29 protein-coding genes are annotated in these 24,999 nt (G+C 59.9%); 18 read left to right on the top strand and 11 right to left on the bottom strand.

Annotated elements, in window-relative coordinates; all coding sequences use genetic code 11:
* Positions 1-88 precede the first annotated feature (88 nt).
* The 6 genes from pstC to ald all read left to right on the top strand — a co-directional run bounded on the left by pstC (position 89) and on the right by ald (position 6,572).
* A complete protein-coding gene (gene pstC / locus KUV46_08735) occupies positions 89-1,495 on the top strand; it encodes a phosphate ABC transporter permease subunit PstC (protein QYI99442.1) in 1,407 nt (468 codons plus the stop codon).
* The gene (gene pstA, locus KUV46_08730) at positions 1,488-3,089 is read left to right on the top strand and encodes a phosphate ABC transporter permease PstA (protein QYI99441.1); all 1,602 of its coding nucleotides are present in this window, start codon (positions 1,488-1,490) and stop codon (positions 3,087-3,089) included. The genes pstC and pstA overlap by 8 nt, the downstream gene beginning before the upstream one ends.
* A 17-nt stretch (positions 3,090-3,106) precedes the next feature.
* Positions 3,107-3,916 carry a phosphate ABC transporter ATP-binding protein PstB gene (gene pstB, locus KUV46_08725; GenBank protein ID QYJ02379.1) on the top strand — a complete coding sequence of 270 codons (810 nt, stop codon included), beginning with the start codon at positions 3,107-3,109 and terminating at the stop codon, positions 3,914-3,916.
* A 20-nt stretch (positions 3,917-3,936) separates the two neighbouring features.
* Positions 3,937-4,641 carry a phosphate signaling complex protein PhoU gene (gene phoU, locus KUV46_08720; GenBank protein ID QYI99440.1) on the top strand — a complete coding sequence of 235 codons (705 nt, stop codon included), beginning with the start codon at positions 3,937-3,939 and terminating at the stop codon, positions 4,639-4,641.
* On the top strand, positions 4,638-5,324 hold the full coding sequence (gene phoB, locus KUV46_08715) for a phosphate regulon transcriptional regulator PhoB (protein QYI99439.1): 687 nt from the start codon (positions 4,638-4,640) through the stop codon (positions 5,322-5,324). The genes phoU and phoB overlap by 4 nt, the downstream gene beginning before the upstream one ends.
* A 126-nt stretch (positions 5,325-5,450) precedes the next feature.
* On the top strand, positions 5,451-6,572 hold the full coding sequence (gene ald, locus KUV46_08710; GenBank protein QYI99438.1) for an alanine dehydrogenase: 1,122 nt from the start codon (positions 5,451-5,453) through the stop codon (positions 6,570-6,572).
* A 7-nt stretch (positions 6,573-6,579) separates the two neighbouring features.
* Here ald and KUV46_08705 read toward each other — a convergent pair whose 3' ends face one another.
* Positions 6,580-7,587 carry an RluA family pseudouridine synthase gene (locus KUV46_08705; GenBank protein QYI99437.1) on the bottom strand — a complete coding sequence of 336 codons (1,008 nt, stop codon included), beginning with the start codon at positions 7,585-7,587 and terminating at the stop codon, positions 6,580-6,582.
* An 86-nt stretch (positions 7,588-7,673) separates the two neighbouring features.
* Here KUV46_08705 and KUV46_08700 point away from each other — a divergent pair, with 86 nt between their 5' ends.
* Positions 7,674-9,383: an alkaline phosphatase D family protein gene (locus KUV46_08700; GenBank protein ID QYI99436.1), complete on the top strand. Its 1,710-nt coding sequence runs from the start codon at positions 7,674-7,676 to the stop codon at positions 9,381-9,383.
* Here KUV46_08700 and queF read toward each other — a convergent pair.
* Positions 9,380-9,844 (bottom strand): preQ(1) synthase, encoded by a 465-nt coding sequence (gene queF, locus KUV46_08695; protein QYI99435.1) that lies wholly within the window; start codon positions 9,842-9,844, stop codon positions 9,380-9,382. The two genes, KUV46_08700 and queF, sit on opposite strands and share 4 nt — an antisense overlap.
* A gap of 3 nt (positions 9,845-9,847) precedes the next feature.
* Entirely contained in the window at positions 9,848-10,882 is a 1,035-nt protein-coding gene (locus KUV46_08690) for a calcium/sodium antiporter (GenBank protein QYJ02378.1), read from the bottom strand.
* A 124-nt stretch (positions 10,883-11,006) separates the two neighbouring features.
* On the opposite strand from KUV46_08690, the gene KUV46_08685 reads away from it, so the two are divergent.
* The 4 genes from KUV46_08685 (at position 11,007) to KUV46_08670 (ending at position 13,608) form a co-directional block, all read left to right on the top strand.
* Positions 11,007-11,477, top strand: coding sequence for a nuclear transport factor 2 family protein (locus tag KUV46_08685; GenBank protein ID QYI99434.1), 471 nt, complete (start codon positions 11,007-11,009; stop codon positions 11,475-11,477).
* 72 nt (positions 11,478-11,549) lie between these two features.
* A complete protein-coding gene (locus tag KUV46_08680) occupies positions 11,550-12,437 on the top strand; it encodes an ion transporter (protein QYI99433.1) in 888 nt (295 codons plus the stop codon).
* 94 nt (positions 12,438-12,531) lie between these two features.
* Positions 12,532-13,233 carry a molecular chaperone DjiA gene (locus KUV46_08675; protein ID QYI99432.1) on the top strand — a complete coding sequence of 234 codons (702 nt, stop codon included), beginning with the start codon at positions 12,532-12,534 and terminating at the stop codon, positions 13,231-13,233.
* Positions 13,234-13,302: 69 nt separating this feature from the next.
* On the top strand, positions 13,303-13,608 hold the full coding sequence (locus KUV46_08670) for a hypothetical protein (GenBank protein ID QYI99431.1): 306 nt from the start codon (positions 13,303-13,305) through the stop codon (positions 13,606-13,608).
* A gap of 37 nt (positions 13,609-13,645) precedes the next feature.
* On the opposite strand, the gene KUV46_08665 is transcribed toward KUV46_08670, so the two are convergent.
* A complete protein-coding gene (locus KUV46_08665; GenBank protein ID QYI99430.1) occupies positions 13,646-14,650 on the bottom strand; it encodes a hypothetical protein in 1,005 nt (334 codons plus the stop codon).
* On the opposite strand from KUV46_08665, the gene KUV46_08660 reads away from it, so the two are divergent.
* Entirely contained in the window at positions 14,630-15,073 is a 444-nt protein-coding gene (locus KUV46_08660) for a TIGR02301 family protein (GenBank protein ID QYI99429.1), read from the top strand. The two genes, KUV46_08665 and KUV46_08660, sit on opposite strands and share 21 nt — an antisense overlap.
* Here the strand turns inward: KUV46_08660 and KUV46_08655 are convergent.
* Both KUV46_08655 and KUV46_08650 read right to left on the bottom strand, forming a co-directional pair.
* Positions 15,070-15,816, bottom strand: coding sequence for an RNA methyltransferase (locus KUV46_08655; protein QYI99428.1), 747 nt, complete (start codon positions 15,814-15,816; stop codon positions 15,070-15,072). The two genes, KUV46_08660 and KUV46_08655, sit on opposite strands and share 4 nt — an antisense overlap.
* Positions 15,817-16,382: 566 nt before the next feature.
* A complete protein-coding gene (locus KUV46_08650; protein QYI99427.1) occupies positions 16,383-17,822 on the bottom strand; it encodes a hypothetical protein in 1,440 nt (479 codons plus the stop codon).
* A 106-nt stretch (positions 17,823-17,928) separates the two neighbouring features.
* On the opposite strand from KUV46_08650, the gene KUV46_08645 reads away from it, so the two are divergent.
* From KUV46_08645 to KUV46_08635, 3 genes are all read left to right on the top strand, one after another.
* Positions 17,929-19,140 carry an NADP-dependent isocitrate dehydrogenase gene (locus KUV46_08645; protein QYI99426.1) on the top strand — a complete coding sequence of 404 codons (1,212 nt, stop codon included), beginning with the start codon at positions 17,929-17,931 and terminating at the stop codon, positions 19,138-19,140.
* Between the two features lie 125 nt (positions 19,141-19,265).
* Positions 19,266-19,694 carry a DUF3830 family protein gene (locus KUV46_08640; GenBank protein QYI99425.1) on the top strand — a complete coding sequence of 143 codons (429 nt, stop codon included), beginning with the start codon at positions 19,266-19,268 and terminating at the stop codon, positions 19,692-19,694.
* Positions 19,691-20,107 carry a hypothetical protein gene (locus tag KUV46_08635; GenBank protein ID QYI99424.1) on the top strand — a complete coding sequence of 139 codons (417 nt, stop codon included), beginning with the start codon at positions 19,691-19,693 and terminating at the stop codon, positions 20,105-20,107. Before KUV46_08640 ends, KUV46_08635 begins: the two co-directional genes overlap by 4 nt.
* A 24-nt stretch (positions 20,108-20,131) precedes the next feature.
* Here the strand turns inward: KUV46_08635 and KUV46_08630 are convergent, their stop codons facing one another.
* Genes KUV46_08630 through KUV46_08610 form a run of 5 tightly spaced genes read right to left on the bottom strand, consistent with a single transcriptional unit; the run spans position 20,132 to position 22,754 of the window.
* On the bottom strand, positions 20,132-20,494 hold the full coding sequence (locus KUV46_08630; GenBank protein QYI99423.1) for a hypothetical protein: 363 nt from the start codon (positions 20,492-20,494) through the stop codon (positions 20,132-20,134).
* A gap of 40 nt (positions 20,495-20,534) precedes the next feature.
* A complete protein-coding gene (locus KUV46_08625; protein ID QYI99422.1) occupies positions 20,535-20,903 on the bottom strand; it encodes an EthD domain-containing protein in 369 nt (122 codons plus the stop codon).
* Positions 20,904-20,947: 44 nt separating this feature from the next.
* A complete protein-coding gene (gene purS, locus KUV46_08620; protein ID QYI99421.1) occupies positions 20,948-21,190 on the bottom strand; it encodes a phosphoribosylformylglycinamidine synthase subunit PurS in 243 nt (80 codons plus the stop codon).
* Positions 21,191-21,243: 53 nt separating this feature from the next.
* Positions 21,244-21,954, bottom strand: a complete 711-nt coding sequence (locus KUV46_08615; GenBank protein QYI99420.1) for a sulfotransferase family protein — start codon at positions 21,952-21,954, stop codon at positions 21,244-21,246.
* A gap of 29 nt (positions 21,955-21,983) precedes the next feature.
* On the bottom strand, positions 21,984-22,754 hold the full coding sequence (locus KUV46_08610; protein QYI99419.1) for a phosphoribosylaminoimidazolesuccinocarboxamide synthase: 771 nt from the start codon (positions 22,752-22,754) through the stop codon (positions 21,984-21,986).
* A 226-nt stretch (positions 22,755-22,980) separates the two neighbouring features.
* On the opposite strand from KUV46_08610, the gene KUV46_08605 reads away from it, so the two are divergent.
* The 3 genes from KUV46_08605 (at position 22,981) to KUV46_08595 (ending at position 24,993) form a co-directional block, all read left to right on the top strand.
* Positions 22,981-23,310 carry a DUF1476 domain-containing protein gene (locus KUV46_08605; protein ID QYI99418.1) on the top strand — a complete coding sequence of 110 codons (330 nt, stop codon included), beginning with the start codon at positions 22,981-22,983 and terminating at the stop codon, positions 23,308-23,310.
* 137 nt (positions 23,311-23,447) lie between these two features.
* Positions 23,448-23,783 carry a Grx4 family monothiol glutaredoxin gene (gene grxD, locus KUV46_08600; GenBank protein ID QYI99417.1) on the top strand — a complete coding sequence of 112 codons (336 nt, stop codon included), beginning with the start codon at positions 23,448-23,450 and terminating at the stop codon, positions 23,781-23,783.
* A gap of 127 nt (positions 23,784-23,910) precedes the next feature.
* Positions 23,911-24,993, top strand: coding sequence for an alpha/beta fold hydrolase (locus KUV46_08595; GenBank protein ID QYI99416.1), 1,083 nt, complete (start codon positions 23,911-23,913; stop codon positions 24,991-24,993).
* Positions 24,994-24,999: the final 6 nt, after the last annotated feature.

Here is a 24,999-nt window from a genome sequence, read left to right as displayed (position 1 = left end):
CTCGCGCGCTTGTGATCAGTATGTGTCACATATGTGTCAATCAGCGACGTTATGAGGCCCCAAAGACGACTATTGGGTGCGCAGCGGAATGCTGGAAACTTTCGGACATCTGCCCGTCGCTTGGCTGCTCTTTGCAGTGCTCGCCGCGGCTGCTTTCATGGCCTTCTATATAGGCCGCACGCAGGCCGTGGGCATTGCCCGTGGGTATACCTCACAGCTGAATTCGCAGCCGAACTATCATGGCTATTTCGTTGCGATGGCGACCATCGCGCCGGCGGCAGTCATCCTCCTTCTCTACATGATGTTTGGCGAATCGCTGGTGCGCGCCCAGTTCGCAAGTGAACTTCCGGAGCGTATCCGCGCGCTCGGTGATCTGGAGCTCAGCCAGTATATCGACCGGATTTCAGAGCACGCGACACGCCGCGATGCGACGGCAACGGGCAATGCCTTGTTCGACGCAGCATCCGACCGTTACACCGACCTCGTTGGCCTTTCGCGCATCGCCGCTATCCTGCTCGCCGTTCTGGCAGCGACCGGAGGTTTCTTCTTTGGCCGCAGCCGCCTCAGCGGCGACTTCCGTGCGCGGGCGCGTGTCGAAGACGGCATCAAATTCCTGCTTTTCCTCTGCGCCGCAATCGCCATCCTGACCACGATCGGCATTGTGGCGAGCCTTCTGTTTGAAGCGCTTCGCTTCTTCTCACGCGTCAACATCTTCAGCTTCCTTTTCGGTACAGAGTGGAATGCGCAGACGGGTGCAGATTTCGGCGCCATCCCGCTCTTCTTCGGCACCTTCCTGATCGCATTCTTTGCGATGTTGGTCGCCGCGCCGATCGGCCTCTTCTCGGCGATCTACCTGTCGGAATATGCCAGCCCGCGCGTCCGCAGCATCGTCAAGCCGATCCTCGAGCTGCTCGCCGGCATCCCGACCGTGGTCTATGGCTTCTTCGCGCTGCAATTCGTCGCCCCGATCGTCCGCGCAAGCGCCACCTGGATCAACGGCCTCCCCTTCATTCCGGACGGTTTCCTGGCTGCGCAGCCAACCAGCGCGCTCGCCGCCGGCCTCGTCATGGGCATCATGATCATCCCGTTCGTGTCGTCTCTGTCCGATGACGTGATCAATGCCGTGCCGCAGACCCTGCGCGATGGCGCTTATGCGATGGGCGCGACCAAGTCCGAGACGGTCAAGCAGGTCGTCATGCCAGCTGCCCTACCGGGCGTGATTGCAGCCCTGCTGCTCGCGGTCTCGCGTGCCATTGGTGAGACGATGATCGTCGTTATGGCTGCGGGCCAGCGTGCCCAGATCACGCCCGACCCGACCGCTGACCTGACGACCATCACGGTTCAGATCGTCGCGCTGCTAACGGGTGATACAGAGTTCGACAGCGCCAAGACGCTGTCAGCATTCGCGCTCGGCTTCGTGCTGTTCATCGTCACGCTGATCTTCAATCTCATCGCGCTTCGCGTGGTCAAGAAGTACAGGGAAAAATATGAGTAGCCCGACTGAAGGCACAGCGAACACTGGCACCTTCGTTACCGAAGAAGCGCTGCAGCGCCTGAAGAAACGCCACGGCGCCGAGGCGCGTTTCAAGCTGTATGGGCAGCTTGCGATCGGCATCGCGATTGTCGCGCTCGTGACCCTGCTTATCTCGATCTTCGGTCAGGCAAGCAGCGCCTTCTCGCGCTATGTGCTGAGCTATGACCTCAACATAGAGGCGAGCTATGTCGACCCGGATGGCACGCGTGACCCCGAAGCGATCGCCCGTAATGTCAGCGGCTTTAACCTCATGCTGCAGGACCAGCTCGCCGACGAGTTTCTCTCCGATGACGCCGACCGGAATATTCAGCGCGAGCTTTATGGCATGTTTACCCGCCTTGCCGTCCTGCCCATCGCGCACGCAACCGCCGAATCCCCTGAGACCATTGGATCCGAGCAGATCTTCAATGTCGCGCTTGCCGACGATATTGATCTCTTCCTCAAGGGCGGCGTCAGCGCCCGTAAATCCGTCGAGATTGGCACTGTTGCAGCCGGAGAAGGCTCAACCGAGGATGGCGTGACGCTGACGATGGCCTCGCAGGACGCTGCTGAAAAGCTCGACGCAGCGCTTACCGAACTCACCCGGAGCGATGTCGATGATGCCCCGGCCGTCGCCCTGATCAAGGCTGGAAACACTTGGTACCGGATGGAAGCTTCCGAAGGCCGGGACCTCTCGCTGACCTATCTCGCCGGTCCGCGCGCGCTGCCGGCAGAAGGCGCCGATATGGAGGCCCTCGTTCTTGCGCAGAGCCAGGAAAACCGCACGGTCACTGACCGTCAGATCGCCTGGACCAGGATCCTGCAATCCCAGGGCCGCATCAAATCGGTGCTGAACACCAGCCTGTTCACCAATTCAGACAGCACCTATCCGGAGCTCGCCGGTACGGCCGCAGCTATCGTCGGTTCGCTTCTGACCATGCTGGTCACCGCGCTCCTCGCCATTCCGGTCGGCATCTTTGCAGCGGTTTACCTTGAAGAGTTCGCACCGAAGAACCGCCTGACATCGCTGATCGAGGTCAACATCAACAATCTTGCCGCGGTGCCATCGATCGTGTTCGGCCTGCTTGGCGCAGCTGTCTTCATCAACTTCATGGGGCTGCCGCGCTCTGTGCCGCTGGTCGGTGGTCTCGTGCTTGGCCTTCTGGTCCTGCCGACGGTGATCATCGCGTCGCGCGCTGCGCTGACGGCGGTGCCCCCTTCCATCCGGACGGCAGCGCTCGGTGTTGGGGCTTCGAAGACCCAGTCGGTTTTCCATCACGTGCTGCCGCTTGCCGCGCCGGGCATCATGACGGGGGCCATTATCGGCATGGCCCGCGCCCTCGGCGAAACCGCCCCGCTTCTGCTCATTGGCATGGTCGCCTTCGTTGCAGAAGTCCCCGACGGCCCGATGGACGAGTCGACGGTATTGCCCGTTCTGATCTATAAGTGGTCGACGGGTGCAGAACGCGCATGGGAACCGCAGACGGCAGCCGCGATTATCGTGCTGCTCATCTTCCTCATTCTCATGAACTTGATCGCGATCATTCTCAGACGCCGCTTTGAAAGGAGATGGTAGTCACCATGGACGGAAATATGGAACACTTCACCCAGACCAAATCCGCCGCTCGTGCAGACACCGCCTCTGCGCCGATCAAAGTCGATTGCCAGCACATCGACGTCTACTATGGCGACAAACGCGCGATCGAAGACATCTCGCTTGAGATCGAAGACCGGTCTGTGACCGCCTTCATCGGCCCCTCGGGCTGTGGCAAGTCGACCTTCCTGCGCTGCATGAACCGCATGAATGACACGATCGAGTCGGCAAAGGTCACCGGCAAGATCTTCATGGACGGCGCGAACATCAATGACCCGGCCATTGACCCGGTCCTGCTTCGCTCGCGCGTCGGCATGGTGTTCCAGAAGCCGAACCCGTTCCCGAAATCGATCTACGACAATATCGCCTACGGGCCGCGCATCCATGGCCTTGCCTCCGGCAAGGCAGAGATGGACGAGGTCGTGGAGAACTCGCTTCGCAAGGCAGGTCTCTGGGAAGAAGTGAAAGACCGCCTGCAGGCGCCCGGCACCGGTCTCTCCGGCGGCCAGCAGCAACGCCTCTGTATCGCGCGCGCCATCGCTGTCAGCCCAGAAGTCATTCTGATGGACGAGCCTTGCTCGGCACTCGACCCGATTGCGACCGCCAAGATCGAGGAGCTGATCGACGAACTGCGTGAGCGCTACTGTATCGTGATCGTCACCCACTCCATGCAACAGGCCGCTCGCGTCTCGCAGAAGACGGCCTTCTTCCACCTCGGCAAGCTCATTGAATACGGTGATACCGAACGGATTTTCACCAATCCTGAGCATAGCCGCACACAAGACTATATCACTGGCCGCTTCGGTTAAGCGGCAGAGAGACACCCGATATGCCTGACCATATTGTTACAGCCTTTACCGATGAGCTTGAGCATCTTTCGGCGAACCTCCTGCGCATGGGCGGTCTTGCCGAGAGCATGATCATGGATGCCAGCCGCGCCGTTGCGACGTTCGACCTTGAGCTTGCCCGCGACGTCATCAAGCGCGACCGCTCCATCGACGAGCTTGAAGTCGAAGCTGAACGCGCAATTATCCGCCTGATCGCCCTTCGCCATCCTATGGCGGGCGACCTGCGCGCTGTGCTCGGCGCCATGAAACTCGCTGGCGACATCGAACGTATTGGCGACCTCTGCAAGAATATCGCGAAGCGCTGCCTTGAACTGACCGGTGACGAAAACCGCGCCGCCGTCAAAGGCATTGAGCGCATGTCGCGCGCCGTGTCCCACCAGCTTCAGATGGCGCTGGACTGCTACCTCCGCCAGGATATCGAAGCGGCGAAGATGGTGCTCGATATGGATGACGATATCGACGACCACTACACCTCGCTCTTCCGCGAGACGCTGACCTATATGATGGAAGACCCGCGCCAGATCGGCTCGAACACCCATCTGATCTTCATGGCCAAGAACCTTGAGCGGATCGGCGACCACGCCACCAATATCGCCAAGGCCGTCTACTACATGGTCACCGGCGAGGCGACGACGGGCGCCAAGGTCGAATCCCGGCTTGCCAATGACGAGGGAGAGCAGCGTTGAAGCCATTCGTCCTGATTGCTGAAGACGAGAAAGCAGTCGCCGAACTGCTCCGCTACAATCTGGAACGTGAAGGTTACGACACTGCCGTCGCCCCTGATGGGGACGAGGCGATGCTCCTGCTCGAGGAGCGCCTGCCAGATCTCGTCCTGCTCGACTGGATGTTGCCAAAGGTGCCCGGCATCGAAGTGTGCCGCCGCATCCGCTCGAAGTCTGAAACCGCCAATCTGCCCGTGATCATGCTGACGGCCCGCTCAGAAGAAAGTGACCGTATTCGCGGCCTCGATACTGGCGCAGACGATTATGTCACCAAGCCATTCTCGACGACGGAGCTGATGGCCCGCGTACGGGCGGTTCTGCGCCGCATCCGCCCTGCCCTCGTTGATGACCGCGTCACCGTCGGCGACATCTCCATCGACCGGACGACCCACACGGTCAGCCGCAACGGCGAAGAGATCCATCTCGGACCAACCGAATTCCGCCTGCTTGACTACTTCATCCAGCATCCGGGCCGCGTTTTTTCACGAGAGCAACTCCTTGATGGTGTCTGGGGATCGGACGTCTATGTCGAGGTCCGAACCGTCGACGTGCATGTCGGCCGGCTCCGCAAGGCATTGATGAGCAAGGGCGGCGAGGACCCGATCCGCACCGTGCGCGCGGCTGGTTATTCCCTGCGATCGAATTAGGCTTCTGCCTGACCCGCCAAGCCGGGGAAATTATTGTCGCGACGTGTTCCTGCGCCGATGTGAATTGGCAAGACTTACCGCCTGACAGCGCATACCGTCCGCGAAATCTTATGCAGGAGACTGACGATGCGCATTGGTGTGCCGACTGAAATCAAGAAGCAGGAATCGCGTGTCGGCCTGACGCCAGAGAGCGTTGGCGACCTCATCAATTCCGGCCACGAAGTTTTCGTCCAGCAAGGTGCTGGCCTCGGCTCCGGCTTTGCCGACGAAGCCTACACCGATGTGGGCGCGAAAATCGTCGCGGATGCAGACGCGGTGTTCAAGTCTGCCGAGCTGATCGTGAAGGTGAAGGAGCCTCAGCCAGAGGAAACCGCGCGCCTCACGCCTGAGCACACGCTCTTCACCTATCTGCACCTCGCTCCCGATCCGGTTCAGGCAAAAGGCCTGATCGAATCTGGCTGTACCGCCATCGCCTATGAAACCGTCACCGAGCCTGCCGGCGGCCTGCCGCTCCTGCGCCCGATGAGCCAGGTTGCCGGTCGTATGTCCATGCAGGTTGCTGCCTGGGCCCTGATGCGCACAAAGCGTGGCCGCGGCCTTCTGCTGGGCGGCGTTCCTGGCACCCAGCCTGCCAAGGTCATCATTGTTGGCGGCGGTGTTTCAGGCACCAATGCTGCTGAGATTGCTGTCGGCATGCGCGCAGACGTTACCGTCTTCGACCGCAACAATAACCGCCTCGCTGAGCTCGACGCCCAGTTCAACGGTCTGGTCAAGACGATGTATTCCACCAAGGCCGCGCTCGATGCGGCCGTGAAGGAAGCTGACCTCGTGATCGGCGCCGTCCTGATCCCGGGCGCATCTGCCCCTAAGCTGATCTCCCGCGAGCAGCTGAAGACGATGAAGCCGGGCGCCGTGCTCGTCGACATTGCCATCGACCAGGGCGGCTGTTTCGAGACGTCGAAGCCGACCACGCACGAAGACCCGATCTATGATGTCGACGGCATCCTGCACTACTGCGTGGCGAACATGCCGGGCGCGGTGCCGCGTACCTCGACCTACGCGCTGAACAACGCCACCCTGCCTTTCGTTCTGCAGATCGCGAACAAGGGCACGCATGAGGCGCTGAACTCCAATGCGCACCTCGCCAATGGCCTGACCGTGGCCGAAGGCCACATCACGCATGAACAGGTCGCTCAGGACCTCGGCATGACCTACAAGCTGCCGGACTGGTTCAAACCTAAAGGCTAGACCCGCGTCAGATCTTCCGAAGCGCCGACAATAGCCCGTCCATATCGGGAGGCAGCGGCGCTTCGGCGAAGACGTCTTCTCCTGTCACTGGATGAACGAAGCCGAGGCTGGCGGCATGCAGGGCCTGCCTGTCGAACTGCCGTGCGCGCGTCGTGGCGTCGATGAAGGCCTCACCCGACCCATACGCCTTGATACCGCGCTGGCGGCCATAGGTTGGATCGCCAATGAGCGGCGCACCTATATGCGCCAGATGCACCCGTATCTGATGCGTTCGTCCGGTCTCCAGACGACATTCGATCAAGGCCGCGGCTGGAAGGCCAACGCCCTTGTCGAGTTCACCGAAAGTCTCTTTGGCCTTGTAGTGGGTCACAGCGTGACGCCCGTCTTCACTCTCCTCATCGCGAATGACGGCCATTTTCTTGCGGTCACTGGTGGAGCGAGCAATGCGCATGTCCACGGTGCCGACCAGCGGGCGCGGCGCCCCGCGCGTGATGGCGAGATAGGTTCGGTCAATATCGTGCGTCTTGAAAAGCTTCGACAGGCCTGCATGGGCAGGCTCGGTTTTGGCAACGACGAGGACGCCTGTGGTGCCCTTGTCGATCCGGTGCACGATCCCGGGGCGTTCAACGCCGCCGATACCGGGCAATTCTCCAGCGCAATGATGCAACAGGGCGTTCACAAGCGTGCCCTGCCAGCTGCCCGGCGCGGGATGGACCGCCATCCCCGCAGGCTTGTTCACCAGGATGAGGTGCTCGTCCTCGAAAAGAATATCGAGCGGGATGTCTTCAGGCTCTGGCGTCGCTGGCACCGGGTCCGGCATGTCGAGCGTGTAGGTATCGCCGGGCGACACGCCCGCCTTCGGGTCATCGGCGGTCCTGCCGTTGAGGCTGACGGCGCCCTCCTTGATGAGCGTCTTCGCGCGAGACCGTGAAAGTTCCGGCAATGCTTCGGACAGGAAGCGGTCGAGTCTCGTTCCCTTGTCCGTATCCGCCGCGGTGGCAGTGAGTGTGTTCATTGAGACAGCTTATAGACCTTGTTTCGCGGAGTCGTCATGATCGCGCTGTAGACAGGCGAAAATCGATTCCTGAGGAGCGGGCTACAATGAGCAAGATTTCCAGACGTCACTTTCTAGGGTTCAGCGCGGGCGCCGCGGGTCTTGCTGCCTGCGCCACCGAAACCACCGGCAATACGCCGCTCGTCGACAACCGCGCTGCATTCGCAGGCGAAGTGAGCTTTGACCATGGCGTCGCATCTGGCGACCCGCTCAGCGATGGCGTTATCGTCTGGTCACGCGTCACACCGGCCGATGAGGATACTCAGTCACCAGTGCCAGTGACCGTCCGCCTCTACCGCGATGAAGCGATGAGCCTGCTCGCAGCAGAAACCCAGCTCAACGCCACGTCCGCGCGCGATTTTACGCTCAAGGCGGACATTCAGGGTCTGCAGGCCGACACTGAATACTTCTACCAGTTCACGGCCCGCACGACATCCGGCGATGTCGTTTCCCCCGTCGGGCGGACGAAGACCGCCCCTGCCTCAGGCAAGCCGCCTGTAACCTTCGCCGTTGTCTCCTGCTCGAATTTCCCGTTCGGCTATTTCAATGTCTATGACGCCATTTCCAAGCGCACAGACCTCGACGCCGTCATCCATCTTGGTGACTATCTTTATGAGTACGGCGTCGATGGGTATGGCGGACAGGCTGGTCAGGAGATCGACCGCAACCACGAGCCGCCGATGGAAATCGTCTCGCTCGGCGACTACCGGACCCGGCACGCCCAGTACAAGCGCGACCCGATGCTTCAGGCCGCCCACGCTGCTGCCCCCTGGATCTGCACTTGGGACGACCACGAAAGCACCAACAATTCCTACCGGACGGGCGCTGAAAACCATCAGCCGGAAACCGAAGGCAACTGGACCGACCGCAAGCAGGCGGCCGTTCAAGCCTATCTGGAATGGATGCCAGTTCGCGACCCCGAAGCCGGACGCGCCACTGGCGGCATCTACCGCACCTTCAGCTTCGGCGACACTGCCAGCGTCTTCTGCCTGGAATCGCGCCTGACAGGCCGCTCAGACGAAATCTCTTGGGGTGCAGAACTGGCTGGGGTTGCCCCTGACGCTATCCCGGCCAAGGCGCAGGAAGTCATGGGGCGCGTCAGAGATGAGAGCCGCACCATGCTCGGCCGGGTTCAGGAAGAATGGCTTGATAGCGAGCTGCAGTCCTCTGTCGCAGGCGGCAAGACATGGCAGGTCCTCGCCAATCAGGTCATCATGGCCCGCGTACGCCCGCCAAACCTGATGGAAACGCTGACCGATGCGCAGAAAGCCGCGCAGAGCGGATACGTCGCCCAGATGATCCCGTTCAGCCAGCTTGGTCTGCCCTTCAACCTCGATGCCTGGGATGGCTTCCCTGCCGCACGTGAGCGCCTCTACGCATCGGCGGCGGCGTCAAATGCACGGCTTGTGACCCTGACCGGCGATACCCACACTGCCTGGGCCAATACGCTGCATGACAGCGCCGGCGCGCCTCGCGGGGTCGAATTTGGCTGCACCTCGGTCACCTCACCCGGCCTTGGCACCTACATCAAGGACGTACCGGACCTTGGCAACCAGTTTGCGGCCGCCAATGAGGATGTGAACTGGTACAAGGTGGACGGCCACGGCTATACGCTGGTGACGCTGACCGCGGACGATGTGACCTCGGAATATGTCGAAGTCTCTGGCATTCGCGACCAGTCCTACACGACAGGGTCTATCGCCCGCTTCCGCGCGGCGCGTACCGACGACGGCATGACGGCGCTTGAACGGGCCTAGCCGCGGCCGCGATATGTCGGCACACCTGTGTCCGGAACGATAAGGTCTTCTGGCGGGCGTCCTGTCTGCCAGAAGACATCAATCGGGATACCGCCGCGCGGATACCAGTAGCCACAGATCCGCATCCAGGTCGGGTCCAGTAGGTCTTGCAGGCGCTTGCCGATGGCAACGGTACAGTCCTCGTGGAAGGCGCCGTGATTTCGGAATGAGGTCATGTAGAGCTTCAGGCTCTTGCTCTCGACCAGCCACTCGCCCGGTGCATAGTCGATGACGATGTGCGCAAAGTCCGGCTGACCTGTAACGGGGCACAGCGACGTGAACTCCGGCACGGTAAAGCGCGCCAGATAAAGCGTTCCCGCATGCGGGTTCTTCACACGCTCGAGCTCTGCAGCTTCAGGCGAAGCGGGAATAGCGCTCGATCCGCCAAGCTGTTCAAGGCCGGTATAGATACTATCGCTCATGGATCAGAAACCTCCGATGCGCGGCAGGATGCCGAAGCTGAGCGACATGTAGACCGCATAGGCAAGAAGCAACACTGCGCCTTCCCAGCGCGCCAGCTTTCGCCCGGTATATGCAAACAGAACGAGCAGGAACACGGACAGGGCCAGCGCCCCCATGTCCTGCATCGTGACGAGGCTCGTCATCTCGCCATATCCCATGGCGCTGACGTCAACTGGCGTGCCCGCAGCAGGTTCTGGCGTGGACATGAGGCTGAACGGGAAGACCGCAGCCGACACACCCATGATGCCAAGAATGTTGAAGATGTTCGAGCCAATGACATTGCCAAGGGCGACATCAGCCTTGCCCTTGAGGGCCGACACGACCGAGGTCACAAGCTCTGGCAGGCTGGTCCCGACGGCAACGATGGACAGGCCGATGACGGTCTCCGAAATGCCGAACATGCGCGCCAGATCAGAGCCGCCATGCACAAGGAAACGCGCCCCGAAGATCACACCTGCAATGCCGCCCACAGCAAGCAGCAATGAGACGAGCAGTGGCTCCTTCGTTTCGATCACTTCCGCTTCGCCGGAATGGACTTCACTCGCGGCAGAGCCCTTGCGCCGGTCGAGCAGCACTGAAAGCACAAGATAGACAAGAAGGACGCCGATGAAGGCAAGGCCCGTCATCCGCGTGAAGCCGTCAATCCAGATGACAGCCGCGAAAACCGCCGTAACAGCCACCATGAAAAGACCGTCACGGGCGAGCGCGCGCGGGTTCGTGACGATTGGGCAAATGACGCAGGCCGCGCCAATAACGAGCAGCACGTTGGCGACATTCGACCCGATCACATTACCAATGGAAAGTCCGGTCGCCCCATCAGACAGCGCCTGAAGGCTGGTGACGAGCTCGGGCATCGATGTGCCGAAGCCCACCAGGGTCAAGCCGATCAGCAGCTCTGACATGCCGAGCCTGCGCGCGACGCCGACAGAACCGCGAACGAGGAATTCGCCGCCTGCAAACAGCAGGACCAGGCCGCCTAAGATAAGGGCAATCATCATTGTCATAGTCATCTAACTCCCAACCAGAACGGCATTCTGCTCACGCGCGGCGCTCAATATCTGCCGCGAATTCCCTTGCGGGATGAAACGGCTACACTGGTCGCGTGAATGGAAAGGAAAATCAATGCGTCTTGCATACCGTGCCCCACTTCTCGCAGCCTGTCTCTTTCTGGCGTCCTGTGCCTCACAAATGACCGCCGACACTTCTGCAAACTCGGCTTCGCTTCAGACCGAGCGTATCGAAGCTGTGATCCAGAAACAGGCTGACGCCTGGAATCGCGGCGATATCGACGCTTTCATGGATGGATATCTGCGTTCATCCGAACTGCGCTTTGCTTCAGGCGGCACTGTCACGCGCGGGTTTGAGCCAACGCTTGCGCGCTACAAGGCGCGGTACGACACGCGCGAGGCGATGGGCACGTTGTCATTCACCGAGCTCGAAACCGTCCTTCTATCCAAAGACGCCGCCGTGCTTCACGGCCGCTGGCAGCTCACCCGCGACAATGACACCCCCTCAGGCCTCTTCACGCTTGTCTTCCGCAAGATTGGCGGCGACTGGCAGATCATCAGCGACACAACGACTTCGGCAGACTGATTGCGCTTGGCGCCCGCTTCGACATAGACAGGCGAAGACGCCAGCAGGCATCATGAATGGGGGACGGACAGGATGGCGCGCGCTACGCTCGATCTTGAGACACATACATCGCGGCTGGAAGCAGCCATCGAAAGCATCTGGTTTCGTAACCTGATCACGGCGCTGATCATCCTGAACGCGATCGTACTGGGTGTCCTCACCTATCAGGAAGACTTACCGCCAGCGCTCGTCGTCTCACTCAACGGCATCGACAGGGCGATCACTTATATCTTCGCGGTCGAGATTTTCCTGAAGCTCGTCGTCTATCGCCTTCTTTTCTTCCGCTCCGGCTGGAACTGGTTCGATTTCATCGTCGTCGGCATATCGCTTGCGCCGGGAAGCCAAGCCTTCTCGGTGCTGAGGGCGCTGCGCGTCTTGCGGGTGCTACGGTTGCTTCACGTCGTTCCAATGATGAAGCGTATTACCGAAGCGCTCTTGAAAGCCCTTCCGGGTATGGGCGCCATCGTCGCCGTCCTGGCCCTGCTGACCTACGTCTACGCGGTCATGGCGACCAACATGTACGGGAATACCGACAATGAAGAGGTGCTGCAGCTTTTCGGCGACCTGCCGAGCTCTGCTTTCTCGCTGTTTCAGGTCATGACGATGGACGGGTGGCGGTTTGAAGTCGTTCAGAAAGTTATTGATGATGGCCATCCATGGGCCTGGCTGTTCTTCGTCACCTTCATCTTCATCGCCAGCTTCGCCGTCCTGAACTTGTTCATCGCCCTTGTTGTCGAAGCTCTCGCCGCTGAGCAGAGAGCGGCAACCGACGAGCTTCTGGAAGATATCGAGGAAGACGTTGAGCACGCCGAAGAAGAGCGTGACGAGATCCTGAAGCTGCTGACGTCGCTGCGCGAGGAAATTGCCAGCGTGCGCGCCGCCGTCGATCAACGTGAAAGCAGCGGGAAGACCAGCGAATAGCAGTGAATTCTCACGAACTCGTAATGGTTATTATTGCCATTTGTGAGTATAGGTCCCTGTCCCCACGGCCCAATCCGATTATACTGGCAGTCTAATGAGCCTTTGGCAGTTGCTCATCGATGGCGGAAAACGCCTCTTCGATCCCGATACGCCGGAAGAGCCGGTCGGGAGCGAACAGGCCTGCGCGCCTGATCCCAATGATGTCGGCTTCACCGCAGCGGTGATCGGTCTCAGCGCCAAGATGGCGGCGGCGGATGGCCGGGTCAGTGATGCCGAAGTGATGATGTTCTCGCGCATCTTCCGCGCTTCGCCCGAAGACGAAGCACAGGTCCGGCGCGTCTTCCGCATCGCCCAGCAGACGGTGCGCGGATACGAGGCCTATGCCCGCAAGATCGGCAAGAAATACTCCGCGCGCCCCTGCCTTCTGGAAGGTGTCCTCGACGGACTGTTCATGATCGCCGGCGCTGATGGCGCGGTCACCAGCGATGAGATGGAGTATCTGCGTACGGTTTCAGAGGCCTTCGGCTTTGACGAGACGACGTTCCGGCGCATCCGGGCGAGCCATCTCGGGCCGGACCGCGACGACCCCTATCATATCCTTGGCGTCGCCCATGATGCCGCCTTCGATGATATTCGCCGCGCCTATCGCCGCCTCATGGCCGATAACCACCCCGACCGGATCGTCGGGAATGGCGCCCCACGCGAGTTTGAGCTCGCCGCCCATGACAAGGCTGCCGCCATCACGGGCGCCTATGCGCGCATTCGGGCAGAAAGAGGCCTGATTGCGGCAAACTGAGGGTTTCCGCCGCAGAGAGATTGATTCCGGCGCTTTCAGCCTTCACATTCGTCTGCAGGAGACACGCACATGACATCAGCACGCACCCCGATTTCAGCAGACCTGTTCCTCAGCCGGATTGCTTACGCCTTTAAAGAGGCGGCACGCTGGACGCTAAAGGGCCTGCTTGCGATCGCGATCGTGTTCATGGCCGGTGTCATTGCAGTGATTACTGCTGCCGCGGGCCTGTTCATCGCAGCCGTTGCCGTGCTGCTCAAACTCACGACAGGCAAGGCAGCACCGCGTCGTCCGCAATACGCTGGCGGTGAAACCGACGAAAGCGGTATCACGCTGGAAGCCCACCGCACCGCACGCGGCTGGACCGTCGAACGTTAGAACCCGGCCGCTGCTCGCTCACCCCAGATCGTAAAAGTCACGTACCGAACACGCTTGCCTGCGCATTAAACGCATCTGCATCGACCTCGTGACGTAAAGGCTGTCCCGCCAGGAAACTCGACAGGTTTTCAAGAAACTGCTCGTCATTGCGGCGCTCGGTGCCTTCAGTTGTAGGCGCCGTATGCGGCGTGAGCGTAATGGACGGATGCTTCCAGAGCGCGCTGTCAGCCGGAAGCGGCTCCTGACGGGCAACATCGAGCGCCGCGTGTGCAGGACGACCCTGATCCAGCGCCGCCATCAACGCGGCTTCGTCGACCAGTGGTCCTCGCCCGACATTGAGGAACAGGCTGCCAGGAGACATGGCAGAGAAGAAAGCAGCATTCGCCAAATTCTCCGTGGCTGTTGTAAGCGGGCAGCAGAGAAGCACAGCGTCGGCAAGGCCTATGTCTTCCGGCGTCAGCTGATCTGGATGCAGCATGTGATCGGCGAATGGAGAGACCGCGCTGGAGCGGCGCACCCCGGTGACATGCGCGCCAAGGGCTTTCAGCCTGCGACCGACATTCTCACCGATATGGCCGAAACCATAGATCAGCCATCTCGTCTCGCCGACTTCACGAAAAGGGACTTTCTGCCAGTTTCGCTCTGCCTGAGCACGTCTGCGCGCAGCGCCTTCGCCAAAGAAGTCGAAAGCGGCCCAGAGCACCCATTCAGCGATGGCGTGGGCTTGTACATGGCTGACGGTGTAGATCTCGGCCTTCTGACCCACCGTCTGGAGAAACTCATTATCGAGACCTGCGGCGACCGACTGGAACCAGGCAAGGCGCTCTGCGGAATAGACGGCTTTCACGAAGTCACGCACCGCCGGGCTGAAAAAGGCATCCGTATTGCCGTAGACAATAACACCTTTGGTCCCTTCGCTGCCCCATGGCCGCCTGAATTGCGAACTATCGTTTAAGGTGTGGGGCGCTATTTGTTCAGCCAGCGGCTTGAGACGCGCCTCCAGCCGGGAGAAGGTTCTTTCATGTATAAGAAGATCGTACAAATCGCGCTCCCGTGCCTGCTTGGAGTGGCCTTTCTGCCAGTCCAAGCCGCCCATGGCCAGTATCAGGCCGAGGGAGAGTACGCAGATGTCCGAAGCCAGGACTATCTGCGCGACGTCGTGGCCCTCTCTTCGACGCTTGGCTCTGCCCACGCTCTGCGCGTGCTGTGTAATGGCCGCAATGACCAGTACTGGCGCAGCTATATGCAGGATCTGCTGAGCCTCGAAGCGCCCTACCAGGGCCGTCTGCGCACCTCGATGGTCGACGCCTTTAACACCGCCTATTCGGCCGAGGCCGCGCGCAGGAACTCCTGCGACGACAGCGCCGTTTCGGCCGAGCGGGTTTATGCTTCAACGGGTGAGCGGCTCGCCAATGCGCTTGTGCAGGCGAACCTTCCCGAAAGCGCGCGCGGAAACGAGAACTAGTCCTCGCGCTTGATCCTCGCCTTGCCACGGCCGATGGCAAGCGCCTTCACCGCACCCCTGAATGTCCGCACTTCCTGACTGGTCCACTGACCGCGAATGAACGCGTTGCGTAGATTCCGGGTCATGAGCGGCGTCTTGTCCGGCGGATAGAAATAGCCCGCGCGCTCCAGCTCATATTCGAAATGCTCGAACATGCCGATCAGCTCGGCGCGGCTGGCAACGTCGCTGACCCCTGCCTCGGCACCCTCAAAGCGGCCTTCCTGACCAAGCGCATCACCCCAGGCATGAGCGAATACAATGACAGCCTGAGACAGGTTGAGAGAGGCGAAAGCCTTGTTGACCGGATAGGTCATGATCGCATCGCTGAGCGCGACATGGTCATTGTGGAGGCCTTGCGCCTCATTGCCGAACATGATGCCGGTTTTCAGAGACTGCTGGCGGACGAGCCCCACGGCGCCTGCCGCCGTAACCACAGGCTTTTCCATACCGCGCGGCCGGGCTGTGGCCGCGATCAAGTAGCCTAGATCGGCGCAGGCGTCCTCAACGCTGTCGAAAACAGAGACTTCGACGCCTGCCTCAAACGCGCCTGCTGACATCGGTTCAGCCGCCGGGTTGGGCCAGCCATCGCGCGGCGCCGCAATGCGAAGTTCGGTCAGCCCGAAATTCAGCATGGCGCGAGCGGTAGAGCCGATGTTTTCGCCAAGCTGCGGCTCTGCGAGAATTATGATTGGCCTAGTGGACATAAGCGAAAGCCTATGCCGCGCAGGCTTTTCAGGAGCAAGCACCAAGCCGCATTTCGCACCCGGCCATGGCCCTAATGGTCGTTATCAATACACTGGGTCGAACAGGAATTCAGGGTCGATTGAAAAACAGAGTTGCACGGGCCATCAGTTCCACCATTCCCAAGACAATCGCTTTGCGCGGCCCGGGCATGGTCGAAACAGTGATTGTGGCATTGCTGAACTGTATGCTCCGGCGGCATATGGAAACCTGCCGTCAGGCCCCGCCAGTCACCATAAGTGCCCCAAGTCGACATTCCATTCGGCATCGTTGGTATGGCACTATCATAGTATGGGTCATCTGGGCACTGAAGTCCGAAACACGCAAATCCGCTTTCGGTTAGTCCGACACTGCCTCCTGTCGTACTTTGTCCAAAGGCGGCTCCACAGAATGTAGCGACACAGAATGCGGACGCTCCGATTATTTCCTTCACCATCTTCCTCCCCTTTCAGTTAAGCCCATAGGCTTTCATGACAGGGAAAAAAAAATCAACCCAAAGGGTAACCACGTACTTAAAGTTATTTTTCGGTCATTCGCCTGAATAGTCCGGCCAGCCCATCGAACGGAACTGGCCATTGGCAGTAAATTGCGGCTGGAGACCTGCATCCTGCAGAAGCTCGCGCAGCGCCCGGCGCGGCTGGCTCAGCTCATCTTCAACGATGGCGCGTATGCGTTCACGCTGCCCCGGTGTCGCGCCCATCAGCTGCAGCGACGTGAAATAGACTTGCTTATCGATGACACGGTCAGAACTGCGGGATGCCCAATCGCTAAGCCCGTCCCAGAACCCGAACAGGTTGCGCTGCTTCAGATAACCATCTGTCGCCAAGGCAATAAAATCGCCGCAGGCGAAGGGCCCGCTTGTCGCGCCGCGCTCAACCGCCGTCTCCAGCGAACCGCCCTCAAGGGTCGTGACGCAGTCCTCGAATGCATTCTGATAGACGGACGACAGGAAGCCTTCCGGCGCCTCCATCTTTGATGCGATCAGCTGGTAGGCGATGGAATTGGCAAAGCCGTCATGGATCCAGGCAGCTTCTGGACCGCCAAGGACAACACCGTTCCGGGTCTGGAACAAGCTGACGAGTTCGCGGATCGTATACCAGTGCAGATAGGCAAGTGCATCGCTATTGCGATTGGAGAAGCCCTGCCCGCCAAGCTCCAGCATGATCTGGCTGTCCAGCACGCTCCCCTCAACCGAAAGCCCGCGCGCCTGCGCGCCTTTATAGGCCACGATTACCGAAATATCGCGCTCCAGCTCAGCGTCCCAACTGGTTTCCAGCGTAGCGAGAAACCCTTCAATGGCGCCCGGCAAGCTCGAAGACAGCCATTCCGGAAGGTAAGGGTCTGCGAGGAACGACAATCCGTCATGAGCCTCATACTCGCCGTCCCCTATATAGATGTACTGGTCCTGCACACGGGCGCTCAACGTGTCTTCTGACACATCTTCGCTGGTCAGGACCGGCCCTTCCGCTTCGACTGTGAGGGTCATCGGCAGCACGTCAGATGACAGGGCACTCAGATCGCCGTCCAACGCTTCGACGCTTTCGATATCCTTGAACCCGATAAGTTCGAACTGCGCGTCGTGCACGGCGATGCCGCCACCAGCAAACGTGACAAACGGCGTCGGGTCATTCGGCAGCTGCCCGGTCAGGGGGATGATGCTGAACTCGATCTCATCGACTGGTTCATCCATGACGATCACATCGATGCCATCCAGCCGTCCAAGGCGGACACCTTCGGTCTCAGGCGACCAGGTCGCGGACCGGTAGCCCGTCTGCGAATGCGCGAGTGCATAGACAGGCTGCGGCGCATCGAAGCTGTAACGGACAAACCAGTTGCCATCGTCTCTCGGACCGACCGTGACACTGGCCGCTGAAGCGTCCCTGTCGGCCTGTCGTGACTGCGCATTTGAAGGCACGGCGAGCACGCAAAGGCTCAGCGCGGCGGCAAGACTTAGTCGGGTGAGTTTCATGGGTACGCTCAATCAGCTGTTGCAGGCGCGAATACCGCTTTTGACCATTCGACCCCTTCTGCTATAGCCGCCCGGGATACAGTGCAACTAAGAGGACTTTCACACGATGGCAAAGATCAAGGTCAAGAATCCGGTCGTCGAGCTCGACGGCGATGAGATGACCCGCATCATCTGGCAGATGATCAAGGACCGCCTCATCCACCCCTACCTCGATATCGATCTCAAATATTTCGACCTCGGCATCGAAGCCCGCGACGCGACCGATGACCAGATCACGATCGACGCGGCAAACGCCATCAAGGAACATGGCGTTGGCGTCAAATGTGCGACCATCACGCCAGACGAAGCCCGCGTTGAGGAATTCGGCCTGAAGAAGATGTGGCGTTCGCCAAACGGCACGATCCGCAACATCCTCGGCGGCGTCGTCTTCCGTGAGCCAATCGTGATTTCCAACGTGCCACGTCTGGTGCCAGGCTGGACCCAGCCAATCGTCATCGGCCGTCATGCTTTCGGCGACCAGTACCGCGCAACCGACTTCAAATTCCCTGGCAAGGGCAAGCTGACGATGAAGTTCGAAGGCTCGGACGGCACCGTCATCGAGCACGAAGTGTTCGACGCGCCGTCCTCCGGTATCGCCATGGGCATGTACAACCTCGACGAGTCGATCCGCGACTTCGCACGTGCCTCGTTCAACTTCGGCCTGTCGCGCAAGTGGCCTGTTTACCTGTCGACCAAGAACACCATCCTGAAAGCCTATGATGGCCGCTTCAAGGACCTGTTCCAGGAAGTGTTCGACAATGAGTTCGCCGATGCCTTCGCTGAGTTCGGTGGCACCTATGAGCACCGCCTCATCGACGACATGGTTGCAGCAGCCATGAAATGGTCCGGCGGCTATGTCTGGGCCTGTAAGAACTATGACGGCGATGTCCAGTCCGACACCGTTGCCCAGGGCTTCGGTTCGCTTGGCCTCATGACCTCTGTTCTGATGTCGCCAGATGGCAAGACGGTCGAAGCTGAAGCCGCACACGGCACGGTGACCCGTCACTACCGCAACCACCAGAAGGGCGAAGCGACCTCGACCAACTCGATCGCGTCGATCTACGCCTGGACCCGTGGCCTTGCCCACCGTGGCCGTCTCGACAACACGCCTGAGGTCACCAAGTTCGCTGAAGACCTCGAGCAGGTCGTCGTCGAAACCGTTGAAAGCGGCAAGATGACCAAAGACCTCGCGCTTCTCATCGGTCCAGATCAGGACTGGCTCACCACCGAAGGCTTCCTCGAGGCCGTGGCTGAGAACCTCGAAAAGAAGATGGCATAAGGCGCTAGCGCCCCATCACCACATTGCGAAGCCCCGGTCACATGGCCGGGGCTTTTCTTTTGGCCCTTTCCGCTGTGCTTTCGGCAAAATGCTGGTAGGAGCCGTGAGGAGCAGGGTGATCTTCGATGCCTGATATGCAGAAACATGCAAAGCAGCCAGGTTGCCTCTGGGCGATCGGGGCTTTCTTTGGTCTGCTCCTCGTCGGCTATATATCCACCCTCATCTTCCAGCCACACCGGCTTGGGCAGGTGAACCATTGCCTCGGCCCGATCATGAACGCCGAACCGCCGCTCCAGAATACCTGCATCTTCCCGATCAACGCTGAGCTCTGTCTCTATTCAAGGACAGCAGACGACATCTGCAAGACAAAACGGCTGGAGCCTGATGAGGGTTTCGAGCGGGCCGAGATCGAAGCCGATCTCGCGCGTCTCAGCGGGCTGCTCAGAGTGGAAACCTATGCCTGCAAGCTGCCTTACATGCCCGGCATGGTCGAGGATATGAATACAAAGCGGATGAAACAGGGCTGCCTGCCAGAGGGGGAAACACGCCAATGAAAAAGTTGCTCTCGAAAGTACCGAACTGGCTGCGCATCGTCCTGGTTGTCGTACTGGTCACGATAAGCGCCAACGTCCTGTCGCGCTTCACCAATCCCTCCGCGCATGCAGGCGCCAATGACTGCCTTTCGCGTGATGGGAATACCGGCCCTTACACCAATGCCTGCGAGAAGCCGATCAATGCGCGCTACTGCTTTCGGTCTGCCGGGCTGGAGAAGACATGCGGCGTCGTTGAGCTCGCTCCTGGCGAGATGATGAGTGACCTTCGTGAGGAGGCAGATGCCGCGCGCGAAATGCACGACTTCAACCGCACGACCGTGCATGCCTGCGCCCTGCCCTATGTGCCGCAGGACGTGCCAAGCACCAATAATAGCGCGCGTATGGTCGATGGCTGCCGCAAACCCCGCGACTGATCGCGGTTTTTTGGCGGGCCGAGCCTAACCGTTGATGATGATCGGGTCGCCCGGCTTGGAAATTGGCGCGGCCTCTTCGATCGCGATCGGCCCTTCACAGATATCGGTCAGCCGGCCACGCTGGCGCTCGGAGGCTGGCTGCGGAATGCGATCCTCATAGCCGTCGGCAATGAGGTCACAATTGCAATCCACGCCGTCGATCTTCTCGCCATCGATGAGGTGTTCAACAATCTTGCATCCGGCGTCGTCGGCCTTGGTCCACATACGCGTATTGAAGCTCTGCCCGCTTTCAGTGTCCCAGCTCGTGGAGATGGAGCGGCAGATTTCCTCAGCCGTTGCAGGCAGGCATACGGCGATGGCGGCGATAACAATAAGACGCTGTTTCATACTGCAAACCAAAGCATGAACTGGGCCAGTCTATCCAGCCCTAACCAATGATGACGTGTTCCTCATTGAACCAGAGAGGCGAGCGCGGCAAGTCGATAAACTTGCGCTCATCCTCCAGCAGCGCTGCGCCAGCTTCGGCATTGCCTTCATTCTGGCCTGCCTCGAACAGCGTGTCCCAGCTTTCGAAGTAGATTTCCGCGATGCCGTCATACATGTCCGGCGCGTCCCGGCTCGCGCGCATCACGCCGTTGAAGTCATGTGTCAGTGCATGCACCTGCACATAGCGCGCAATACCCAGCGTCTTGGCATGTTTGGCGACAAGCGGGGCGTGGTTCTCTCGCCAATAGGTCTGGAATTCATCCCGGCTGAGATGCGGCAGCCTGTGCAGGCAGAATGTAAGCTTGATCATTGAGGTCCTCCCTTATGTTTCGGGAAGACTAGCGCGGAAATGGCCTAATCGACCAGTTCGTAGCGATAGGATTCGATCACCGTGTTCGCGAGCAATTTCTCGCACATTTCCTTGACGCGAGCGTCCGCCTTGTCCTTGGCAACGCCTTCGAGGTCGAGCTCGATCACCTTGCCGATACGTGCGCTGTGCACTTCGTCATAGCCCATACGGCCAAGCGTGTCGGCAACCGCCTTGCCTTGCGGGTCAAGAACACCGGGTTTCAGGCCGACATGGACAATGGCTTTCATGACACTCGTCTCCGCTCGGAATCGACGCTGCTGCGTCCTTGTGATCTGACGTCCTATTGAAAGGCGAGCGCCGCTGCAACTGCGCCCGCCACAACAAGTGCACCGACGATCCACGGCGCGCGATTGAGCCAGGTGAAAGCCGCCACACGCTTCTTAAAATCAGCCCGGTCATTCACATTCGGAAAAGGGCTGTCCGGGATAGGCACGCCGAGAAACGCACACAGCGGCTCCCAGCCTTCCTTCGGGTGGAAAACGAGCAGCCGCTCTGCCGGAATCTCAGCCTTCACGGCCGCCTCATGTTGTTCGAAGATCTTGCGTGCATAGTCGCGATCCTCGAACTTGCCGTGAAACACCCGGTCCCAGATCGTGCTATAGGTCATTTCCTTGATCTTGCGGACCTTCGGAATGAACGTCATCCAGTTCGGGATTTTCTTGCTGACCGGATAGATCGTTTCCAGCGCGCTTTCATACCAGCTGTCAAAGCTGCGCGTCGTGAGGATCACCTTGGAGCCCGGAAAATGAACCGAAAGCTCACGCCAGTAGGCCGAAGATGGAAAGTCGACACTGGCGTGAAAGCCGTGAAACACTTCATCCCAGTCCGGCTTTTCACCGCGCCCGATTGAATGCCAGCTATTGAGCTGAAACTCACTCGGAAACACCTCCATCATGTGGTGGCACTTGGCAAAGCCAAGCTGTTCCAGAGCCACTTTCATTGAAAGCGTGCCGGTGCGGCCGAAGCCTGCGCCTACAATCTTGAGTGTCATGTTCCCGTTCCCCCACAGAAGGGAGAACGCTACTTCATGCCGCTGGTGAAGTCGATCACATCGCCGCCCTGGGCGCTTTCCTTGATGATGCCAAGGCGCCGGGCAACTTCTGCATAGGCTTCCGTCACGCCGCCAAGGTCGCGGCGGAACCGGTCCTTGTCGAGCTTTTCATTGGTCTCATAGTCCCACAGACGGCAGCTATCAGGGCTGATCTCATCAGCCAGGATGGTGCGAACCATCTCGCCTTCGAAATGGCGGCCAAACTCAAGCTTGAAGTCGATCAGGCGGATGCCGACGGCCGAGAAAAGGCCGGACATGAAGTCATTGATCCGCAAGGCGAGCGACACGATGTCGTCCATCTCCTGCTGACTGGCCCAGCCGAAGGCCGCGATGTGCTCTTCGGAAACCAGCGGGTCGCCCAGCTCATCCTTCTTGTAGCAGAACTCGACGATGGCACGCGGCAGCGTTTCGCCTTCCGGAATGCCAAGGCGCTTCGACATGGTGCCCGCAGCGACGTTGCGCACGATCACTTCCAGCGGAATGATCTCCACCTTCTTGATCAGCTGCTCACGCATGTTGAGGCGCTTGATGAAGTGGTTCGGAATGCCGACCGCTGACAGGCGGGTCATCAGGAATTCGCTGATGCGATTGTTCAGGACGCCCTTGCCGTCGAGCACGGCTTTCTTTTCAGCGTTGAACGCCGTCGCATCATCCTTGAAATACTGGATCAGGGTGCCGGGCTCTGGTCCTTCGTAAAGGATCTTGGCCTTGCCCTCATAAATCATGCGTCTGCGCGACATCGCTATCCCTCCGCCAAGGGGAGACGCGCTGCAGGATCAGCCGCTCTGCGCCCCCAAGAACAAGGCGGAGTGATAACGCGAGTGCTCTTGCTAAACAAATGATGATTCAGCAGGCGCCGTTGGGGGTTGCGGCACTGACGCACCGCTCTAGCGTCTTGCGCAGGCACGCCATGGCAATCTATATCCCGGCAAAGCCAGTCATGCCCAATCAAGAGGAGGGCTTACCATGAGCACATTCGACGATCGCGAGCGCGCCGAGGAAGCAAAGTACGCGCACGACAGCGCGCTGCAGTTCAAGATCATGAACCGACGCAACAAGCTGCTCGGCCTCTGGGCTGCAGACCTGATGAACCTGTCCGGCAGCGAGGCTGAAGCCTACGCCAAGTCCGTTGTCATGTCCGACCTCGAAGAACCAGGCGACGAAGACGTTTTCCGCAAGGTGCGCGGCGATTTCGATGCCAAAGGCGTCAACCGCTCTGACGCACGCATCCGCGAGCACATGGCAGAACTGCTGGCCGTCGCGCGCGAGCAGATCATGAAAGAAGTCAAGGACTAGGCCTGACGCTTACTGCTGCTGGGCCGGCTGCTACGGCCGGCCACAGCATGCATGCTGAGCGCGAGCAGGCCTTGAAGCAAGCGCCTGTGCGCCACACATTCCCTGCAGTTAACGGGAATTTCCGATTGGAGACGAGAATGAGCGACGACGTCCAGCAAGCCATCGACAAGGCCGTGAAGAGCAACGATGTGGTGCTTTTCATGAAAGGTACGCCCACCTTCCCGCAATGCGGTTTCTCGTCGGTCGTCGTTCAGGTTCTCGACTATCTTGGCGTCGACTACGCCGCCACCAACGTGCTCGAAGACCAGGCCATCCGCGAAGGCATCAAGGTCTATTCCGACTGGCCGACCATTCCGCAGCTTTACGTCAAAGGCGAATTCGTCGGCGGCTGCGACATCATCAAAGAGATGTTCGAAAGCGGTGAACTGAAAGAGTTCATGGCCGAAAAGGGCATCGAAATGGAAGCGGCCTAGGGCCCACCATCCTTCAGATTAGCAGGATCGAGGCGCCGGAGACGGCGCCTCTTTTCGTTTGTGTTGCCACGCCGCGCGCGGCCGCTAGTTTGCTTGCAACGATATGCCGGCAAGCAGGGAGCGCCCGATGAAACTATTTTCCGCTATCACCTTCGCTGCAGCATTGATTGCTCTGCCAGCCAGTGCCGAAGACTGGGCCGCGCAGGCGCAGAAGCACACCGCTCAACTCGACAACTTTGAGTTCGGCACCGGCGAAACCATGCCGATCACCATGACTTATTATACGCTCGGCACACCAGAACGGGATGCCGACGGCAAGATCACGAATGCGGTCATGCTTCTCCATGGGACGGGCGGCAGTGGCACCTCCCTTCTGCGTCCGCTCTTCGGCGACGAGCTGTTTGGCCCGGGCCAACCGCTGGATCTTGCAGACACCTACATCATCTCGCCCGACAATCTCGGCCACGGCGACAGCTCCAAGCCGAGCGACGGCATGAGGCTGGATTTCCCGCGCTATGATTATGACGACATGGTCCGCGCCCAGTATCGCATGCTGACAGAGGACGCAGGCGTCGATGGCCTCGACATGATCATCGGCACCTCCATGGGCTGCATGCACAGCTTCGTCTGGGGACCTGAGTATCCCGGCTTCGTAGACCGCTTCGTCCCGCTTGCCTGCAATGCCATCGAGATTGCTGGCCGAAACCGCATGTTCCGCCAGATGATCATCGACGGCTTCGAGGACGATCCTGACTATGACGCGGGTAATTACGAAGACGCATCAGACCTTGAAACGGGCCAGCTCATCTATGCGAACACGCTTATCCTGGCGGGTGGAAACCCTTACCGCCTTCAGGCTGAAGCCCCGACGCGGGAGGCGGCGATTGAGGCCCTGCACGCCTCGCAGGAAGGCCTGAGAGCCCGCGCCGTCGATCCAAATGACACGATCTACCAGTTCGATGCGTCACGCACCTATAACCCTGCGCCGCGCCTCTCTGAAATCGAGGTGCCCGTGCTCTGGATCAATTCGGCCGACGACTTCATCAACCCGCCCGGCCTCGGTGATCCTGAAGCCCTCGCCGCCCGAATGCCAAACGCCCGCTTCGTGCTCATTCCAGCCAGCGAAGAAACCCGCGGCCACGGCACACATACGGCCGCAGCCATCTGGAAGGATGAACTGGTCGCGTTTCTGGAAGAGCAGCCGGACTAGATGCTC

The sequence above is a fragment of the Thalassovita mediterranea genome (assembly GCA_019448215.1).
Taxonomy (GTDB): domain Bacteria; phylum Pseudomonadota; class Alphaproteobacteria; order Caulobacterales; family Hyphomonadaceae; genus Henriciella.
The sequence above is the reverse complement of the archived record's forward strand: the minus strand, read 5'-3'. Positions and strand labels throughout refer to the sequence as shown.

What these genes read in the sequence shown, in the direction of transcription:
- KUV46_08650 (QYI99427.1), bottom strand. Translation starts at nt 17,822, where the DNA reads ATGAAACTCACCCGACTAAGTCTTGCCGCCGCGCTGAGCCTTTGCGTG.
- KUV46_08640 (QYI99425.1), top strand. Translation starts at nt 19,266, where the DNA reads ATGCCTGATATGCAGAAACATGCAAAGCAGCCAGGTTGCCTCTGGGCG.
- pstC (QYI99442.1), top strand. Translation starts at nt 89, where the DNA reads ATGCTGGAAACTTTCGGACATCTGCCCGTCGCTTGGCTGCTCTTTGCA.
- ald (QYI99438.1), top strand. Translation starts at nt 5,451, where the DNA reads ATGCGCATTGGTGTGCCGACTGAAATCAAGAAGCAGGAATCGCGTGTC.
- KUV46_08670 (QYI99431.1), top strand. Translation starts at nt 13,303, where the DNA reads ATGACATCAGCACGCACCCCGATTTCAGCAGACCTGTTCCTCAGCCGG.
- KUV46_08690 (QYJ02378.1), bottom strand. Translation starts at nt 10,882, where the DNA reads ATGATGATTGCCCTTATCTTAGGCGGCCTGGTCCTGCTGTTTGCAGGC.
- KUV46_08680 (QYI99433.1), top strand. Translation starts at nt 11,550, where the DNA reads ATGGCGCGCGCTACGCTCGATCTTGAGACACATACATCGCGGCTGGAA.
- pstB (QYJ02379.1), top strand. Translation starts at nt 3,107, where the DNA reads ATGGAACACTTCACCCAGACCAAATCCGCCGCTCGTGCAGACACCGCC.
- KUV46_08595 (QYI99416.1), top strand. Translation starts at nt 23,911, where the DNA reads ATGAAACTATTTTCCGCTATCACCTTCGCTGCAGCATTGATTGCTCTG.
- KUV46_08700 (QYI99436.1), top strand. Translation starts at nt 7,674, where the DNA reads ATGAGCAAGATTTCCAGACGTCACTTTCTAGGGTTCAGCGCGGGCGCC.
- KUV46_08635 (QYI99424.1), top strand. Translation starts at nt 19,691, where the DNA reads ATGAAAAAGTTGCTCTCGAAAGTACCGAACTGGCTGCGCATCGTCCTG.
- pstA (QYI99441.1), top strand. Translation starts at nt 1,488, where the DNA reads ATGAGTAGCCCGACTGAAGGCACAGCGAACACTGGCACCTTCGTTACC.
- KUV46_08645 (QYI99426.1), top strand. Translation starts at nt 17,929, where the DNA reads ATGGCAAAGATCAAGGTCAAGAATCCGGTCGTCGAGCTCGACGGCGAT.
- phoU (QYI99440.1), top strand. Translation starts at nt 3,937, where the DNA reads ATGCCTGACCATATTGTTACAGCCTTTACCGATGAGCTTGAGCATCTT.
- KUV46_08610 (QYI99419.1), bottom strand. Translation starts at nt 22,754, where the DNA reads ATGTCGCGCAGACGCATGATTTATGAGGGCAAGGCCAAGATCCTTTAC.
- KUV46_08660 (QYI99429.1), top strand. Translation starts at nt 14,630, where the DNA reads ATGTATAAGAAGATCGTACAAATCGCGCTCCCGTGCCTGCTTGGAGTG.
- KUV46_08630 (QYI99423.1), bottom strand. Translation starts at nt 20,494, where the DNA reads ATGAAACAGCGTCTTATTGTTATCGCCGCCATCGCCGTATGCCTGCCT.
- purS (QYI99421.1), bottom strand. Translation starts at nt 21,190, where the DNA reads ATGAAAGCCATTGTCCATGTCGGCCTGAAACCCGGTGTTCTTGACCCG.
- grxD (QYI99417.1), top strand. Translation starts at nt 23,448, where the DNA reads ATGAGCGACGACGTCCAGCAAGCCATCGACAAGGCCGTGAAGAGCAAC.
- KUV46_08705 (QYI99437.1), bottom strand. Translation starts at nt 7,587, where the DNA reads ATGAACACACTCACTGCCACCGCGGCGGATACGGACAAGGGAACGAGA.
- KUV46_08615 (QYI99420.1), bottom strand. Translation starts at nt 21,954, where the DNA reads ATGACACTCAAGATTGTAGGCGCAGGCTTCGGCCGCACCGGCACGCTT.
- KUV46_08685 (QYI99434.1), top strand. Translation starts at nt 11,007, where the DNA reads ATGCGTCTTGCATACCGTGCCCCACTTCTCGCAGCCTGTCTCTTTCTG.
- KUV46_08625 (QYI99422.1), bottom strand. Translation starts at nt 20,903, where the DNA reads ATGATCAAGCTTACATTCTGCCTGCACAGGCTGCCGCATCTCAGCCGG.
- KUV46_08605 (QYI99418.1), top strand. Translation starts at nt 22,981, where the DNA reads ATGAGCACATTCGACGATCGCGAGCGCGCCGAGGAAGCAAAGTACGCG.
- KUV46_08655 (QYI99428.1), bottom strand. Translation starts at nt 15,816, where the DNA reads ATGTCCACTAGGCCAATCATAATTCTCGCAGAGCCGCAGCTTGGCGAA.
- KUV46_08675 (QYI99432.1), top strand. Translation starts at nt 12,532, where the DNA reads ATGAGCCTTTGGCAGTTGCTCATCGATGGCGGAAAACGCCTCTTCGAT.
- queF (QYI99435.1), bottom strand. Translation starts at nt 9,844, where the DNA reads ATGAGCGATAGTATCTATACCGGCCTTGAACAGCTTGGCGGATCGAGC.